Annotated in this window: 13 protein-coding genes, 2 tRNA genes and 2 pseudogenes; 9 read left to right on the top strand and 8 right to left on the bottom strand. The window is 68.4% G+C overall.

The genetic code is table 11. The annotated features are described in order from the left end of the window. Positions 1 to 82: 82 nt before the first annotated feature. A pseudogene (pepN, locus tag NP4_RS17610) lies at positions 83 to 2,655 on the bottom strand (aminopeptidase N). 114 nt (positions 2,656 to 2,769) lie between these two features. Here pepN and NP4_RS17605 point away from each other — a divergent pair. Next, complete coding sequence (locus NP4_RS17605) at positions 2,770 to 3,594, top strand: phosphoribosylaminoimidazolesuccinocarboxamide synthase (protein ID WP_067999046.1); 825 nt, start codon at positions 2,770 to 2,772, stop codon at positions 3,592 to 3,594. Between the two features lie 6 nt (positions 3,595 to 3,600). On the opposite strand, the gene NP4_RS17600 is transcribed toward NP4_RS17605, so the two are convergent. From NP4_RS17600 to NP4_RS17590, 3 genes are all read right to left on the bottom strand, one after another. Beyond that, positions 3,601 to 4,839 (bottom strand): RNA polymerase sigma factor, encoded by a 1,239-nt coding sequence (locus NP4_RS17600; protein WP_067999393.1) that lies wholly within the window; start codon positions 4,837 to 4,839, stop codon positions 3,601 to 3,603. A 107-nt stretch (positions 4,840 to 4,946) separates the two neighbouring features. Beyond that, positions 4,947 to 5,348, bottom strand: a complete 402-nt coding sequence (locus NP4_RS17595) for a YciI family protein (protein ID WP_067999044.1) — start codon at positions 5,346 to 5,348, stop codon at positions 4,947 to 4,949. Positions 5,349 to 5,352: 4 nt separating this feature from the next. Next, positions 5,353 to 6,573, bottom strand: coding sequence for an NAD(P)/FAD-dependent oxidoreductase (locus NP4_RS17590; RefSeq protein WP_067999042.1), 1,221 nt, complete (start codon positions 6,571 to 6,573; stop codon positions 5,353 to 5,355). 111 nt (positions 6,574 to 6,684) lie between these two features. On the opposite strand from NP4_RS17590, the gene NP4_RS17585 reads away from it, so the two are divergent. Further along, positions 6,685 to 7,374, top strand: coding sequence for a mycothiol-dependent nitroreductase Rv2466c family protein (locus tag NP4_RS17585; RefSeq protein WP_082875959.1), 690 nt, complete (start codon positions 6,685 to 6,687; stop codon positions 7,372 to 7,374). Positions 7,375 to 7,377: 3 nt separating this feature from the next. On the opposite strand, the gene NP4_RS17580 is transcribed toward NP4_RS17585, so the two are convergent. Next, on the bottom strand, positions 7,378 to 8,376 hold the full coding sequence (locus NP4_RS17580; RefSeq protein ID WP_082875987.1) for a M48 family metallopeptidase: 999 nt from the start codon (positions 8,374 to 8,376) through the stop codon (positions 7,378 to 7,380). A 150-nt stretch (positions 8,377 to 8,526) separates the two neighbouring features. Between NP4_RS17580 and NP4_RS17575 the strand changes: the two genes are divergently transcribed. Further along, positions 8,527 to 8,997 (top strand): ribose-5-phosphate isomerase, encoded by a 471-nt coding sequence (locus NP4_RS17575; protein ID WP_067999037.1) that lies wholly within the window; start codon positions 8,527 to 8,529, stop codon positions 8,995 to 8,997. A 62-nt stretch (positions 8,998 to 9,059) separates the two neighbouring features. Then, a complete protein-coding gene (locus NP4_RS17570; RefSeq protein WP_067999035.1) occupies positions 9,060 to 9,875 on the top strand; it encodes an Fpg/Nei family DNA glycosylase in 816 nt (271 codons plus the stop codon). 193 nt (positions 9,876 to 10,068) lie between these two features. On the opposite strand, the gene NP4_RS17565 is transcribed toward NP4_RS17570, so the two are convergent. Both NP4_RS17565 and NP4_RS17560 read right to left on the bottom strand, forming a co-directional pair. Beyond that, complete coding sequence (locus NP4_RS17565; protein ID WP_067999033.1) at positions 10,069 to 10,896, bottom strand: hypothetical protein; 828 nt, start codon at positions 10,894 to 10,896, stop codon at positions 10,069 to 10,071. Between the two features lie 44 nt (positions 10,897 to 10,940). Then, complete coding sequence (locus NP4_RS17560; protein ID WP_067999031.1) at positions 10,941 to 11,912, bottom strand: GGDEF domain-containing protein; 972 nt, start codon at positions 11,910 to 11,912, stop codon at positions 10,941 to 10,943. Between the two features lie 406 nt (positions 11,913 to 12,318). Here NP4_RS17560 and NP4_RS17555 point away from each other — a divergent pair. The 5 genes from NP4_RS17555 (at position 12,319) to NP4_RS17535 (ending at position 15,378) form a co-directional block, all read left to right on the top strand. Further along, positions 12,319 to 12,389, top strand: a tRNA-Gly gene (locus tag NP4_RS17555). Positions 12,390 to 12,407: 18 nt separating this feature from the next. Continuing rightward, a tRNA-Pro gene (locus NP4_RS17550) sits at positions 12,408 to 12,481 on the top strand. Positions 12,482 to 12,555: 74 nt separating this feature from the next. Beyond that, positions 12,556 to 13,347, top strand: coding sequence for a DUF4389 domain-containing protein (locus NP4_RS17545; protein WP_067999030.1), 792 nt, complete (start codon positions 12,556 to 12,558; stop codon positions 13,345 to 13,347). A 23-nt stretch (positions 13,348 to 13,370) separates the two neighbouring features. Next, positions 13,371 to 13,838, top strand: a complete 468-nt coding sequence (locus NP4_RS17540) for an NUDIX hydrolase (RefSeq protein WP_067999028.1) — start codon at positions 13,371 to 13,373, stop codon at positions 13,836 to 13,838. 64 nt (positions 13,839 to 13,902) lie between these two features. After that, positions 13,903 to 15,378 (top strand): sensor histidine kinase, encoded by a 1,476-nt coding sequence (locus NP4_RS17535; RefSeq protein ID WP_169813757.1) that lies wholly within the window; start codon positions 13,903 to 13,905, stop codon positions 15,376 to 15,378. Here the strand turns inward: NP4_RS17535 and NP4_RS17530 are convergent. After that, positions 15,379 to 16,037 (bottom strand): annotated as a pseudogene (locus NP4_RS17530) (polynucleotide kinase-phosphatase); the annotation flags it as partial.

The following is a 16,037-nucleotide window of genomic DNA, read 5'->3' as shown; positions in this document are numbered from 1 at the left end:
CGAGGATGGCGCGCAGGTGGGTGCGGAGCTCGGGTGTCGAACCCACCCCGGGCGCGAGCCCGGGGTGGGTTCGAATGGCCGGTCAGCTGGCGTCGAAAGACCTTGCGCGCAAGGAGCGTTCGATGCCTGCCTTGCCCTCGGCGACCAGGCGGCGCAGGGCCGGGGGTGTTCGGCGGAGAGGAATTTGTCGGCCTTGGCTACGGATTCCTCGGTGATGGACCAGTGGGGGTAGAGGCCCACCACGACGGTTTGGGCGACCTCGCTGGAGCGGCGGTCCCAGACCGAGGGGATTTCGGTGAAGTAGCGGTCGACGTAGGAGGTGAGCAGGGGGGATTGGCCTACGGGGGCGAAGGCGCCGACGATGGCTCTGGCGGTGATGTTGGGGACCGAATCGTCGTTCATGACCGTGTTCCAGGCCTGGGCCTTGACCTCGGGCTGGGGGCGGGAGGCGGCGGCCGCGGCGGCCTGGCGGCGGCCCGCGGCGGTGGGGTCGCGGTCCAATTCGGCGTCGATGAAGGGGGTTTCGAGGCCGTCGGCGTCGATCGCCCCGGCGGCGGCCAGGGCCACCACGATGCGCCAGCGCAGATCGGTGTCGACCAGCAGGCCGGGCAGGCCGACGGTCGCGGGGTCGGCGTCGAGCAGCGTGCGCAGGGCCTCGATATGGGCGGGGGACAGGCGTGCGCCGGTCAGCGAATTGACGAAGGCCAGTTGATGATCCGAGCCGGGCTCGGCCGCGCGGGCCAGTTCCAGCAGGTGGTCGGCGAATTGCGGCCAGCCGGATTCGGCGGCCCAGGTCGGATCCGCATAGGAGGCCAGGGCCGTCTGCGCCTGCATCAGCAGTCGCTGCACCACACCGATTTCCGATTCCGAGCCGACGCCGCGCTGTACCAGGGCGACGAAATCGCGAGCCCGCATCTCGGCCTGGCGGGTCATCTCCCACGCGGCCGACCAGCACAGCGTGCGCGGCAGCGATTCGGCGATATCGGCGATGCGCGACACCACGGTCTCCAGCGATTGCGGATCCAGCCGCACCGAGCAGTAGGTCAGATCGTCGTCGTTGATCAGCACCAGCTTGCCGCGCTCGACGCCGACCAGCTCGGCCACATCGGTGCGCTCGACCGCGTCCAGATCCAGCTCGACGCGCTTGGTGCGCACCAGCTTTCCGTTCTGCTCGTCGTAGACGCCGATGGCCAGGCGATGCACCCGCTGCTCACCGGCGCCGGGCGCCGCGCCCTCCTGTACGACGGTGAAGCGGGTGAACTTCCCGTCGACCACCTCGAAATCGGGGCGCAGGATGTTCAGGCCGGTCGTCTTGAGCCACTGCGCGCCCCAGGTGGAAAGGTCACGGCCGGAGGCCTTCTCCAGCGCGCCCACCAGATCGTCGAAGGTGGCGTTGCCGTAGGCGTGTTCGGCGAAGTAGGCGCGCAGGCCCGCCAGGAACGGTTCGAGACCCACATAGGCCACCAGCTGCTTGAGCACCGAGGCGCCCTTGGCGTAGGTGATGCCGTCGAAGTTGACCTCGACGGCCGCCATATCCGGGATGTCGGCGGCGATCGGATGGGTGGAGGGCAGCTGATCCTGCCGGTACGCCCAGGACTTCTCGAGATTGGCGAAAGTGGTCCAGGCGCTGGTGTATTCGGTGGCCTGGGTCTGGCACAGCACCGAGGCGAAGGTGGCGAACGACTCGTTCAGCCACAGATCGTCCCACCACTTCATGGTCACCAGATCGCCGAACCACATATGCGCCATCTCGTGCAGCACTGTTTCACAGCGGCGCTCGTAGGAGGCGCGAGTCACCTTGGAGCGGAACACGTAATCCTCGAGGAAGGTGACCGCACCGGCGTTCTCCATCGCGCCCGCGTTGAATTCGGGCACGAACAGCTGATCGTATTTGCCGAAGGCATACGGCACGCCGAAGTTGCGGTGATAGAACCCGAACCCCTGCTTGGTCTCGGTGAACAACCGCTCGGCGTCCATATGCTCACCCAGCGACGCGCGGCAGTAGATACCCAGCGGAATATCGCCGTGCTCATCGGAATAGGTGTCGGTCCACTTCGCGTACGGTCCGGCGATCAGCGCCACCAGATAGGTGCTCATCCGCGGCGTGGTGGCGAAGGTGTGCTCGGTGACCGCGCCCAGCGGGCGGGTCTGGATACAGGCCTCGTTGGAGATGACCTCCCAATCCTGCGGCGCGGTGACGATCACGTCGTAGGTGGCCTTCAGGTCGGGCTGATCGAAACAGGCGAACATCCGCTTGGCGTCGGCGGTCTCGAACTGCGAGTACAGATACACCTTGTCGTCGGTCGGATCGACGAACCGGTGCAGACCCTCGCCGGTGTGGGAGTAGACGCAGTCGGCCTCGACCACGAGTTCGTTGCGCTCGGCCAGACCGGTCAGACGCAGCCCGCGTGACTCGTCGTAGTCGCTCACATCCAGCGCCGAGCCGTTGAGCACCGCCGAACGCACTCGGGCGGCGACGATATCGACGAAGGTCTCCGAGTCGGGGGTGGCGGTGAAGGTGGCGATCGACCGCGAGAAGAAGCCGTCCGCGCCCGCGGACTGCTCGGTGAGATCGAGTTCGACGCGGTAGTTCTCCACCCGGACGGTCGCGGCCCGGGCGACGGCCTGCTCGCGGGTGAGATTCGGTGCGGACAAGGAGGCTCCTTCGCTGATGGTTTTCGGGACGCGCGAATCCCACAATGCCACGCACAACCCCCGAACTGCTCGTCGGTAGGCTGGAGCGTCGGCGCCGGATATCGAGGAGGACAGTTGAGGCACATCCACGCGGGCAAGGTTCGTGACCTGTACGAGGATGGTGATTCGCTGATTCTGGTCGCCTCCGATCGGGTCTCGGTCTACGACGTGGTGCTGCCGACGCCGATTCCGGACAAGGGCGCGCTGCTGACCCAGCTGTCGAACTGGTGGTTCGACTACTTCACCGATGTGCCCAACCATGTGCTGTCCACCACGGATGTGCCCGCCGAATTCGCCGGGCGCGCGGTACGCGTCAAGCCGCTGAAGATGATCCAGGTCGAATGCATCGCGCGCGGTTACCTGTCGGGCTCGGGCCTGAAGGAGTATCAGCGCACCGGTTCGGTGTCGGGCATCGCGCTGCCGCCGGGCCTGCGCGAGGGCGACAAGCTGCCGGAGCCGATCTTCACCCCGACCACCAAGGCGTCCGAGGGGCACGACGAGGCGATCACCTTCGACGATGTGGTCGCCCAGGAGGGCCGCGAGGTCGCCGAGCGGCTGCGCGCGCTCACCCTCGAGATCTATTCGCGCGGTGCGGCCTACGCGGTCGAGCGTGGGGTGATCATCGCCGACACCAAGGTCGAATTCGGCTGGGACGCGGGGGAGATCGTCCTGGGCGACGAGGTGCTCACCAGCGACTCCTCCCGCTACTGGCCCGCCGCGGACTGGGAGCCCGGCCGCGCGCAGAGCTCGTTCGACAAGCAGTTCGTCCGCGACTGGTCGACCTCCACCGGCTGGGACAAGGAGCCCCCGGGCCCGGAGATCCCTGCCGATGTCGTGGCCGCGACCCGGCAGAAGTATATGGAGGCCTACGAGCTCATCACCGGTAAGAGCTGGGTCTAGCGCGAATCAGTGCTCGGCTCGCAGGCGAGCGGCGCGCAGGGTGAGGTAGTCGCGTTCGGGGGTGCTGGTCGTGCGCCGGGCCGCGGCCGTGTAGCAGCCGATCGCCGCGGCGCGGTCGCCCGCCATCTCGTGCAGGTGGCCGCGGACGGCGTCGAGGCGGTGGTTGTCGTCGAGTCGATCGTCGAGGGTGGCCAGCAGCGCCAGGCCCGCCTCGGGACCGTGCACCATGGCCGTGGCGATCGCGCGGTTGAGCGTCACCATTGGATTCGGCGAGCGGCGTTCGAATATGGTGTACAGCAACAGGATTCGCTCCCAGTCGGTGTCCTCGGCGGTGCGGGCCTCGGCGTGCACCGCCGCGATCGCCGCCTGGATGCGATACGGGCCGTCCAGGCCATGGACGATGGCCTCGGTCGCCAGCCGCAGGCCCTCGACGCCGCGGGCGCGATCCCAGCGGGTGCGGTCCTGTTCGGCCAGCGGGATCAGTTCGCCGGCCGGTCCGGTGCGGGCCGCGCGGCGGGCGTCGGTCAGCAGCATCAGAGCCAGCAGCGCGGTCACCTCCGGATCCCGGGGCAGCAGCCGGTGCACGAGGCGGGTCAGGCGGATCGCCTCGGCGGACAGATCGGTACGGTAGAGCCGATCGCCGGTGGTGGCGGTGTGCCCCTCGGAGAACATGACGTAGAGGACGTGCAGCAGCGCGGTCAGGCGCTCCTCGGTCGCGGTGAGCTCGGCGAACGGGCGTTGTACCGTCGAGAGTCGCTTCTTGGCGCGGGAAATGCGCTGCGCCATGGTGGTTTCCGGGACGAGGAACGCGCGCGCGATCTCCTCGGTGGTCAGGCCGCCGACCGCGCGCAGTGTCAGGGCGATCGCGCTGGCGGGCGAGAGCACGGGGTGACAGCACAGCAGAAACAGCGTCAGGGTGTCGTCGTGGTCGCGGGCGGCATCACCGGGCGGGACCACCTCGCAGGCGACGCCCTCGTCCTCGCGGCCGCGCCGCGCGATCTCCGAGCGCACCGCGTCGACGTAGCGCCGCTGGGCCACCTGGATGAGCCACGCGCGCGGGCTGTCCGGCAGCCCTTCGACCGGCCACTGGGTCGCCGCGGCCAGCGCCGCCTCCTGCACGGCGTCCTCGACGGTGTCGAAATCGCCGTATCGCCGTGCCAGCACACCCAATGCGGCGGGCGTCAATTCCCGCAGCAGCAGGCCGATTTCGTGCGCGGTCGTCGTGCCTGGAGCCCGGTCGCGCATATCCTGGTCGGCCCGCGGCTGGCGGGCGGTCGGGGTCCGTCCTGGTCGGCGGTCGTCCGCGAGGTCGTCGTCCGCGCTGGAATCGGTTGCGGCGGAGAAATTCTCGCTCACAGATCTGGCGTCGGCACGCTCATGATCCGCCGGATCTCGATGTACTCACCGATCGGTTCACCGCCCGGCCCAGGACCGGCCGAGGCGCGGGCGGCGATCTCCACCGCTCGTTCGGGGCTGTCGACGTCCACGATCCAGTAGCCCGCCAGGAACTCCTTGGATTCCGGGAACGGCCCGTCGGTCACCACCGGGGCCGAGCGGCCGTCGGAGCTGACGATGCGGGCCTGATCGGGAAAGGCCAGGCCCTGGGCATCGACGAGTTCACCGGATCTGCGCAGCTCCGCACCGAGGGCTCGCTGGAATTCGTGATGTGCGCGGATCTCCTCCGGCGTCCACTCCTCGATCGGGGTATCGCAGAAGGCGGGGGAACCGTAGGTCTTCAACAGCATGTACTTCATGGGCTCACAGGGTTTCGGCGGTGTCGGCCAGCCGCTTCGGGTCGACCGGTTGTTTCGAGGCGATCAACTCCTTGATCCGATCGCCCGCGTCCCAGATATTGACGTTCATCCCTGCCAGCACCCGGTTACCCGAATCCAACCAGAACGCCAGGAATTCGCGCTTGCCGAGATCACCGCGCACCACCACCGTCGCGTCCTGGTCGGGGGCGACGTAGCCGGTGTACTCCATACCCAGGTCGTACTGATCGGTGAAGAAGTACGGCAGCCGATCGTAGGTGGCCGGTTTGCCCAGCATCGTGCGCGCCGCGACCGCGGGCTGATTGAGCGCATTGGCCCAGTGCTCCACCCGGATTCGACGGCCGAGCACCGGATGCTGCTGGGCGGCGATATCGCCGACGGCGACGATATCGGGATCGACGGTGGCCAGACTCTCGTCGACCAGCACACCGCCGTCGACATCCAGGCCCGCGTCGGCGGCCAGTTCGACGTTGGGGCGCGCGCCCACCGCGATCAGGACCGCGTCCGCCTCGATCACGGTGTCGTCGTCGAGTTTCACGCCCGTGGCGCGGCCGTCGGCGGTGACGATCTCGGCGGCCTTGACCCCGCAGCGCAGGTCGACGCCGTGGGAGCGATGCAGTTCGGCGAAGACCTCGCCCATCTCCGCGCCCAGCGCGGCATGCAGCGGCACAGGTTCGGTCTCCAACGTGGTGACCTCCACACCCGCGGTGCGTGCGGCCGCGGCGACCTCGAGGCCGATCCAGCCCGCGCCGATGATCGCCACGTGTCGGATCGAGTCGAACAGTGCGATGAGCGCGTCGGAATCCTCGATGGTGCGCAATTCGTACACGCCCTCGGCATCGGCGCCGGGCAGCGGCAGCCGACGCGGCCGCGAACCGGTGGCCAGGGCGAGTTTGTCGTAGGACACCGTCGAGCCGTCCGGCAGCGCAACGGTTTTCGAGGCGCGATCGATCGCGGTGACCGTGGTGCCCAGGCGCAGGTCGACATTGTGATCGCGGTACCACTGCGCGGGATCGACGGTGAATTCCGGTAGGGCCTTCTTACCGAGCAGATGTTCCTTCGACAGCGGAGGTCGCTCGTAGGGCAGATGTTCCTCGGCGCTGATCACCGTGAGCGCTCCACCGAAATCGTTGTCGCGCAGCGCCTCGGCCAGCTTGGCGGCGGCGAGACCGCCCCCGACGACGACGAACCTGGAATCTGTTGTCATGGTGAACCTCCGTGCGACGGCAACCGGGTCCTCTCCGACCCTACTTACCGCGCTGGGCGGGCTCGGAAATATCGGGAAGATTTCGTCGTTGACCACAGATGACGGTGGCCCATGCCAATAGGGGCCCGACCCACTCGGAAGGACGTCGACGTGAGCGACAACAAGACCGGCAGCAAGGATCGCGTGGACTTCTGGTTCGACCCGCTGTGTCCGTGGTGCTGGATCACCTCTCGCTGGATTCTGGAGGTGGAGAAGGTGCGCGATATCGAGACCCACTTCCACGTGATGAGTCTGTCGGTGCTCAACGAGGATCGCGAGGGCCTGCCCGAGCAGTATCTGGAACTGCTGAAGGTCGGCTGGGGTCCGGTGCGCGTGGCGATCGCCGCCGCGCAGGAGCACGGCGACAAGGTGCTGGCCCCGCTCTACACGGCGATGGGTACCCGTATCCACAACCGCCGCGCCGAATACGAGCGCGAGGACCGCGCCGCGACGCTGACCGCGGTGATCGCCGACGCGCTCGCCGAGGTCGGCCTGCCCGCCGAACTGGCGAAGGCGGCCGAGAGCGCCGACTACGACGAGGCGCTGCGCAAGAGCCATCACGCCGGGATGGACAAGGTCGGCAAGGATGTCGGCACCCCGACCATCCACATCAACGACGTCGCCTTCTTCGGCCCGGTGCTCTCGCGCATTCCGCGCGGTGAGGAGGCGGGCAAGGTGTGGGACGGCGCGGTCGCCCTGGCCTCCTATCCGCACTTCTTCGAACTCAAGCGGACCCGCACCGAGGATCCGCAGTTCGACTGACCGCTATTGCGGCCGGTTCGGGGGCAGTCCGGGGATCTCTCCGTACTGCCCCGGGGGCGGATAGCCCGGATAGCCCGAGGGCGGATAGCCCTGATACGCCTGCGGCGGTGGCGGATTCGGGCGCAGGAACAGGCGGCCGTGCCGGGTGCGATCGCGCAGTGCCCACATTCGCCAGGTCAGCACCGGATGGCTGGAGATCGCGTTGACCACCCAGACGAACAGACCCTTCTCCTGGGCCGCGCGATCGGCCATCTGATCGAAGTCGACCAGCGAGTTGAGGTATTTGCCCGCGGCCAGCGTCCGCATTGCGCCGGGCGCGCCGACGTGACGATGGCAGTAGCCGTGATTGTCGGCGGTGTACTCCTGCGCGCGGATCAGCGCATCGCCGAGCAACGGCAGGAACGGGACGAGAAACATGCCCAGCTGACGCCAGTAGGACACGTGCCCGGCGGCGATATGGCCGACCTCGTGACCGATGATGAAGGCCAGCGCGTCGGGATCGCGTGCGGCGCCGCCGATTTCGAACAGATCGCTGTAGACGACCACGTAGCGACGGAAGCCGTGACCGGAGGCGAAGGCGTTGATCTGGCCGTTGCCGGTGAGGACGTAGGCGTCGGGCACCGTGGCCATTCCGAAGCGGCCCGCCGCCTCGACCACCATCCGGTAGCCCTCGGGGAACTGGGTGGGCGACATCCTCACGGAGTTGACCCGCTGCATCGAATAGTTCACGCCGCGGCCGAACCACAGCAGCAGCGGGGCCAGGATCAGCAGCACCACGTACTGATCGAAATAGCCGCCGATCAGCAGCAGGATGCAGAACCCGTAGGCCAGTACGGTCGCCGCGATCACGATCACCAGCAGCGGGATCTCCCAGCTGTGCCGGGCGGGCATCCCGTCGAAGCCGAGGCCGCGGCCATTGTGGTGCGGTGGAATCGGCGGCGGGGTGTACTGGGTCTGTGGGGCCCAGCCGGGCGGCCCGACCCGCGGATCCCAACCGGTCATTCCGGTCACGGGATTCCAGCCGGTCGGCCCCGATTGCGCCGCGGGGTTGGCCCACTGATCGTCGGACTGCATGGGTGAAACTCTAATGATCGCTACGGGGTGTCATCCCGAAGCGAACCGTTCGATACCCGCCTGACACAATCTGGTGCCATGCGCGTATACCTGGGTGCCGATCATGCCGGATTCGAACTGAAGAACCACGTCAAGGACCACCTGAAGCAGGCGGGTCACGAGGTTGTCGACTGCGGAGCCCACGAATACGACGCCGTCGACGACTACCCGGCATTCTGCATCGATGCCGCCCGTCGCGTCGTGGCCGACGAGGGCAGCCTGGGCATCGTGTTCGGCGGCAGCGGCAACGGCGAGCAGATCGCGGCCAACAAGGTTCCCGGCGCGCGCTGCGCGCTGGCCTGGAGCGTGGAGACCGCCCAGCTGGCCCGTCAGCACAACAACGCGCAGCTGATGGGCATCGGCGGCCGCATGCATTCGGTGGAGGAGGCGCTGGCCATCATCGACGCCTTCATCGCCACCCCGTGGTCGGAGGAGGCGCGCCACCAGCGCCGGATCGACATCATCGCGGAGTACGAGCGCACCGGCGAGGCCCCCGCCCTGCCGAACTGACGAAAACACCGCAGCCGCACTTCCTTCCGGGGAGTGCGGCTGTTTCGTACGAGGGAGGGTCCGTGCCCGAAGGTCACACGCTGCATCGGCTGGCGAAGTTGCACACCGAGCGCTTCGCCGGGGGCGTTGTGCGGGTGTCCAGTCCGCAGGGGCGGTTCGCCGAGGGGGCGGCGCTGGTGGACGGGCGGGTGCTGGTCGGGGCCGAGGCGTGGGGGAAACATCTGTTGCACCGGTACGACTCCGGGCTGATCGTGCACGTACATCTCGGGCTGTACGGTGCCTTCACCGAATCGCCTGCGCCGCTGGGTGATCCGGTCGGCCAGGTGCGGATGCGCATGATCGGGTCCGGGCGCGCGGACGCGGCGGTGTACGGAACCGACCTGCGCGGGCCGACCGCGTGCGAGGTGCTGCGCGAGCCCGAGGTGGAGGCGCTCACCGCGCGGCTGGGCCCGGATCCATTGCGCCGCGACGCCGATCCCGACCGCGCCTGGCAGCGAATCAGCCGGTCCGGTCGTTCGATCGGCGCGTTGCTGATGGATCAGTCGGTGGTGGCCGGGGTGGGCAATGTGTACCGCGCGGAACTGCTGTTCCGCCACGGCATCTCACCGCAGCGAACGGGAAAGTCCCTGTCCCGCACCGAATGGGACGCCCTGTGGACCGACCTTGTCGAGCTGATGCGCATCGGCGTCCGCCGGGGAAAGATGCACGTGGTCCGTCCGGAACACGACCACGGCGCACCCTCCTACGCGACCGACCGCCCCCGCACGTATGTCTACCGCCGCGTCGGCGAACCCTGCCGGGTATGCGGCTCGACGGTGCTCCACACGGTGCTCGAGGGCCGAAACCTGTTCTGGTGTCCGGCCTGTCAGCCGAGTTGATTCGGATCGAATGGATTGAGAACGGCGATGCCGCAGTGAGCGACATCTTTGATGTTGCGGGTGATCAACTCACTGAACCGTTGCTTGGCCTCCTGGACCTGCCAGTTCTTCTTGTTGACCTGATCCTCCGCCGAAGTCTGGACAGACTAGACCGTGCCCAGTCTATCGGGCGGAGGCGTGTCAGCGCAGGTGGTCAGAATCCGCCGTCGAACCCGCCGCCGCCGTCGAAACCACCATCGAACCCGCCGCCGTCGAAGCCGCCGCCGAAATCGCCGCTGCCGCTGTCGAAGCCGCCCTGGTCGCCGCCGAAGTCGCCGGAGTCGTAGGCGCCCTGTAGCGAATCCTGTCCGGCCTCGAAGCCGGCGTCATAGCCGTCGCCGTAGCCGCTTTCGAATCCGGTGGCGCCGTAGGCGACACCGGACATGCCGCTGAAGAGGGCGTCGAACAGCAGGACCGAGCCGACGCCCCAGGCGCCCGCGACCAGTGCTGTCTTCCACCAGGGTTCGGAGTACCAGCCGGCCGGAACCGGGCGGCCCGCGACGCGGCCGCCGGGGTAGTAGTTGGGGGTTTGCGGGGACGGCTCGGGGGAGGCCTCGATGGTACGACCGTCGTAGTCGATGCGCCGATCCTCGGTGACCCGGCCCGCGGCGTTCTGGCCGTCGAGCTCGGGGATCGCGGGGCCCGGATCCAGGCCCATGGCCGTGCGGGCGGCGCGAATGTAGTACAGCCCCTCGACCGCGGTCTCCTTGGCCAGGCGAGCCTGCGCGACCGTGGTCGCCTGCTCGATCTGGGAGCCGGCGGCGTTGAGCCGCTCACCGGCGTCGGCCAGGGCTTGTTTGGAGGCGGCGTCGGAACCGGCCAGGTTGTAGACCTGACCGCCGAGCCGTTCGATGAGCCGACGCGCGTCGGCCTTGGCGTCGGCGAGCTGGGCGGCCTCGCGATTGCGCGAGGACCTACCGGCGAAGACCACCGCCACGAAGACGATCAGCACGACGACCAGAAGGATCAGCAGAAGCGACACATCGACAAGCGTACGCGGTCGCCGGATAACCGGACGATTGCGACTTATCCGGCCACCGCGGCGTCATAGCACGGTTCGCCGCCGATCTCCGACAGCGCGAAGCGACGCTTACCCGCCGTCTTGGCCGAATACATCGCGCGGTCGGCATTGCGCAGCAGATCGGAGAAGTCGCAGGTGCGCTCGGCCGGACAGAACGCCGTGCCCACACTGGCCGAGACCGGCACCGGACCGGCCGCGGTGCGCACCGGATCGTGCAGCGCCGCGAGCACGCGCCGAGCCACCTCGCCCAGGGTGTTGCGCCCGGCGGGCAGGGCGAGCACGAATTCGTCACCGCCGTAACGGCATACGACCGTTTCGTCCGGGCAGGCCGCGCGCAGCCGACGCGAGATCTCGACCAGCACCTCGTCGCCGACGGCATGACCGAAGCCGTCGTTGATCTGCTTGAAGTCGTCCAGATCGATCAGCAGCAGCCCGACCCCGCGCGAGCGGTCGGTGGCCATCAGCCGCACTCGTTCCTGTAGCAGCGAGCGGTTGGCCAGATCGGTCAGCGCGTCGTGGGTGGCCTCGTGGCGTAGCCGGTTCTGCAGGGCCGCGATCTCCTGCACGCGCACCGAGACGGCCTCGGACATGCTGCGGTGCTGCTGGGCCAGGGCCCGCTGCTGCAGCGCCTCGGCGTAGGCGTCGATGGCCTGGCTGGCCACGAACGGCCAGCGGGTCGCCACCAGCGAACCCGGTTCGCCCGGTGCGAATCCCAGCAGTGCCCGGGTGGCCGGGGCGAGCATGCGGGTGCGGTCGAACGGCGTCTCGGCCAGGCGATGGCCGATCGCGCGGGCGGCCTGCAACGGAAACGGTTCGGATCCGGCCAGATCCAGCAATTCATCGATGATGACGGCGAACACCCGCTCGAGGTGTTCGGGCGGGACGGTCAGGCCGCTGCCGGTGTAGACGGCGCGTACCCAGTCCCGTGTGGTCGCGGCCTTGGCCGCGGCGGTTTGTGCGTCGAGTTCGGCGGGCATCTGCGCTCACCCCGCGCAGACGTCGTCGAAACCGGCGCCTTTGCCGGTCACACCCTCCGGATCGTGCTCACTGCTATGCGGTCCTGTACACCATCGGCGCACGCTCACCGCCCCCTTTCCAGATACCCCCGTCCGGCAAAAAGGATCCTAGCAAGCCACCCGACACCGGAAATCGATGTTTTGCAACCTGTTCCGATGTCTCGCGAATGGCGATCGGCAATGAGATCGCTTGCCTACCAGTGGTGTTACACCAGTTCCGGTGTGTCGCCCACTGGCGTGTTCGCGTGTCGCCCTCGACGCGCCGATGGCACCGCCGGGTCCAGCCCGATTGGCGTTTCGGAAGCGGGATTCGGTACAGTCTGATCCGCAGACGACATCATGGCGATCCCATCGGTGTCGTATGCCTGCGGGCGTAGTTCAATGGTAGAACCTCAGCCTTCCAAGCTGATGGTGCGGGTTCGATTCCCGTCGCCCGCTCTGACCCCTCCGGGGTATCGGGGTGTAGCGCAGCTTGGTAGCGCATCCGCTTTGGGAGCGGAGGGTCGCAGGTTCAAATCCTGTCACCCCGACTCGAAATTCCTTCCCGATCCGCCTCGGCGTGGGTCGGTCGGATTTGCTGATCGATTGCCTAGCGTGGGCAGCTATGACAGCACCGTCGGAACCGTTGTATGTGGCCGAGTCGCCCGACCCGGTGGAAGTGGATATTTTCGCGCCCGAGCCGCAGCGGCGGTGGACGGTGTTCTTGCGGTTGCTGCTGGCGATTCCGCAGCTGATCGCCGTGTGGTTGTTGCAGATCGTCGCGACCGTGGTGGTGATCGTTGGGTGGTTCGCGGCCTTGGTGACGGGGCGGTTGCCGGATTGGTGCGGGGAACTGTTGCGCAGCATCGTGGCCTATGAGGCGCGGGTGGTGGCGTATGTGTTGCTGGTGGTGGATCGGTATCCGCCGTTCACCTTCGATACCGCGCCCGCGGAATATCCGGTGCGGGTGTGGTTTCCGGCTCCGACGCGGCTGAATCGGCTGGCCGTGTTCTTCCGGTTGCTGCTGGCGTTGCCGATGCTGCTGGTGACCAATCTGCTGTACGCGGGGTGGTCGGCCGCGGCGGTGATCGTCTGGTTGGTGACGCTGATTCTCGGGCGGCAGCCGCGGGCGCTGTTCGAGGCGTCGAGCGCGGGGCTGCGGATTCATTTGCGCACGACCTCGTATGTGTACATGCTGACCCCGGCCTATCCGTGGGGCCTCTTCGGTGATACCGCGCCGATGCCGGGGCAGGCGCTCGCCTCGCCGACCCGTCCGCTGCTGGTGTCGACCGCGGGACGGGTCCTGCTGGTGGTGTTCCTGATCCTGGGAATCATCGCCGACATCACCAGCACCACCGTGTCGTCGACCGACACCGGCGACGACGACTCCTCGGAGATCACCGCGCAGATCCCGTGAGCCGGGTCGGGCAGACTGCTCGCATGAGATACAGCGCTGGGGTTCTGGTCTATCGGCGCCGGCCCGAGATCGAGGTGCTGCTCGGTCATATGGGCGGTCCGCTGTGGGCGCGCAAGGACGATGGGGCGTGGTCGATTCCCAAGGGGGAGTACGAACCCGACGAGGAACAGCCCCGGGCGGCCGCGGCGCGGGAGTTCACCGAGGAGCTCGGATTGCCGGTGCCCGCGGGGGAGTGGGTGCCGCTGGGCGAGGTGCGCTACAGCAGCGGACGCAAACAGGTCGTGGTGTGGGCGGTGGAGGGCGATCTCGACACCGCGCGAGTGGTACCGGGAACCTTCGAGATGGAGTGGCCGCCGCGTTCGGGGCGGCTGCAGCAGTTCCCGGAGATCGATCGGGCCGAGTGGTTCGATCCCGAGACGGCGCGGGCGAAACTGTCCGCGGGCCAGCGGCCACTGATCGATCGCCTGGTCGCGGCGCTGTCGGCGGACTGAGAATTCAGGAAACACCCAGCGGTCGCGCAGTGCGCTCCCAGCGCCCGGCGCTACAAATGGACAGATGATCAGTGCGGCGGCCCGGGCCGGTATCGGGCGGCGGGTGGCGGCCATCCCGTTGCGCGTCGGTCTGGTGCTGGCCATGGTCGTCCTGGTCGGAATCGTGCTGGCCGCATCGGGTTTCGCGGTGACCTCGGCGCTGTCGAAATCGCTCACCGCCCGCACCGACGAACAGCTCGCCGACGCCGCGCACGACTGGGCCAGGCCGCGTCCGATGAAGCGGATCGACACCCCGTCCGGTCCGCGCCTGGCGCCCGCCGATATGCCCACGCCGCCGCAGGCTGTCCCGTTGGGCGGCGAACAACCGCACCGGTTCTACGAATTGCGCAGCCTGCCCGACGGTGAGATCTATCTGGAGAGCAAGGAGAAATCCGCGCCCGATCTGTCCGAACTCGACGGCCCGGGTCCGGCCACGGTCGATTCGATCGACGGCGGATCCACGCGCTGGCGGGTGCTGACGGTGGCCAACGACTACGGTTCCACGGTTATCGCGCTGCCGCTGACCGATAATCGCGATACCGTCGCGCGCCTGACCCTCTTCGAAATCGTCACCGGCTCTGCCGCGCTGCTACTGCTGGCCGTCGCGGGCTATTTCGTGGTGCGCCGCAGCCTGCGCCCGCTACGGCAGGTGGAGGAGACGGCGGCGGCCATCGCCGCCGGGGATCTGCATCGGCGGGTTCCGATGCGCGGGGTGGAGACCGAGGTCGACCATCTGGCCCGCTCGGTCAACGCCATGCTGACCCGAATCCAGCACGGCGTCGCCGCGACCGAGGCGTCGGAGGAGGCGGCGCGGCAGTCGGAGGCCAATATGCGCCGCTTCGTCGCCGACGCCAGTCATGAACTGCGCACCCCGCTCACGACGATCCGCGGCTTCGCCGAGCTGTATCGGCAAGGGGCGAGCCGGGATCCGCGGCAGGTGCTCGAGCGGATCGAGGCCGAGGCCGCCCGGATGGGTGTGCTGGTGGAGGATCTGCTCATGCTCGCCCGCCTCGACGCCCAGCGACCGCTGCAGCAGGCGCCGGTGGACCTGCTGTCGCTGGCCGGTGAGGTGGTGCACAGCGCCCGCGCGATGGCCGAGCAGGCCCACCCCATCGCCCTCGACATCGCCCCGGGCGTCGGCACTTTGGAGGTGCGCGGTGATGCCGACCGGCTGCGTCAGGTGCTGATGAATCTCGTCGGCAACGCGATCTCTCACACCCCGCCCGGTACGCCGATCACCGTGCGGCTCACCCCGGCCGCCGAGCAGGTGCGCATCGATGTGGCCGATACCGGGCCGGGCCTGTCGCGGGAGGCCGCGGGCCGGGTCTTCGAGCGCTTCTACCGCACCGACAGCTCCCGCACCCGGGCCAGCGGCGGCACCGGGCTGGGACTGTCGATCGTGCGGTCGCTGGTGCGGGCGCACGGCGGAACGGTCGGCGTGACAAGCGAACTCGGCCACGGCGCCACCTTCACCGTCGTGCTGCCCCGGGGCGCGGACTGATTACAGTCGCGGATCGACCGGCTCGGATTCCATGGCCAGCACCGCGAAGACGGCCTCGTGCACCCGCCACAGCGGTTCGCCGGTGACGAAGCGATCCAGCGCTTCCAGGCCGAGCGCGTATTCCCGCAGGGCCAGTGAGCGTTTGCGGCCCAGCCCCCGCACCCGCAGTCGCGCCAGATTGGCGGGGTGCAGATACTCCGGACCGTAGATGATCCGAAGATATTCCGGACCACGGCATTTCACGCCCGGCTGCACGAGTCTGCGCGAACCCTCGGCCGTGACCAGCGCGGCCAGCGGTTTGACGACCATGCCCTCACCGCCCGCCGCGGTCAGCTCGGTCCACCAGGCCGTCGCCGCGGCCTCGGCGTCCGGATCCGACAGCGTCACGGTCATCCGGCGCGTCGCGGTGAACAGTTCCGGATCGGCCGCGACCAGTCGATCCAGCCGCTCCAAATGCCAATCATGGTCGCGCACGGCGAGATTGGCGCCTTCGGCCGCCAGGATCTGGAACGGCGCGAGGCGCAGGCCCCGCAGACCGTCCACCGGCCAGCAGTAGCGGCCGTAGGCCGCGGTGAAGGCGTCGGCGTCCGCGCGGCGCTGTGCGGTCCGCCGGGCGAGCTCGTCCACCTCCATACCGCGCGCGGCCGCCGCGGCCAGCA

Source organism: Nocardia pseudobrasiliensis NBRC 108224 (assembly GCF_001613105.1).
Taxonomy (GTDB): domain Bacteria; phylum Actinomycetota; class Actinomycetes; order Mycobacteriales; family Mycobacteriaceae; genus Nocardia; species Nocardia pseudobrasiliensis.
Note: the sequence above shows the minus strand (reverse complement) of the source record. Positions and strands in the feature narration are given on the sequence as shown.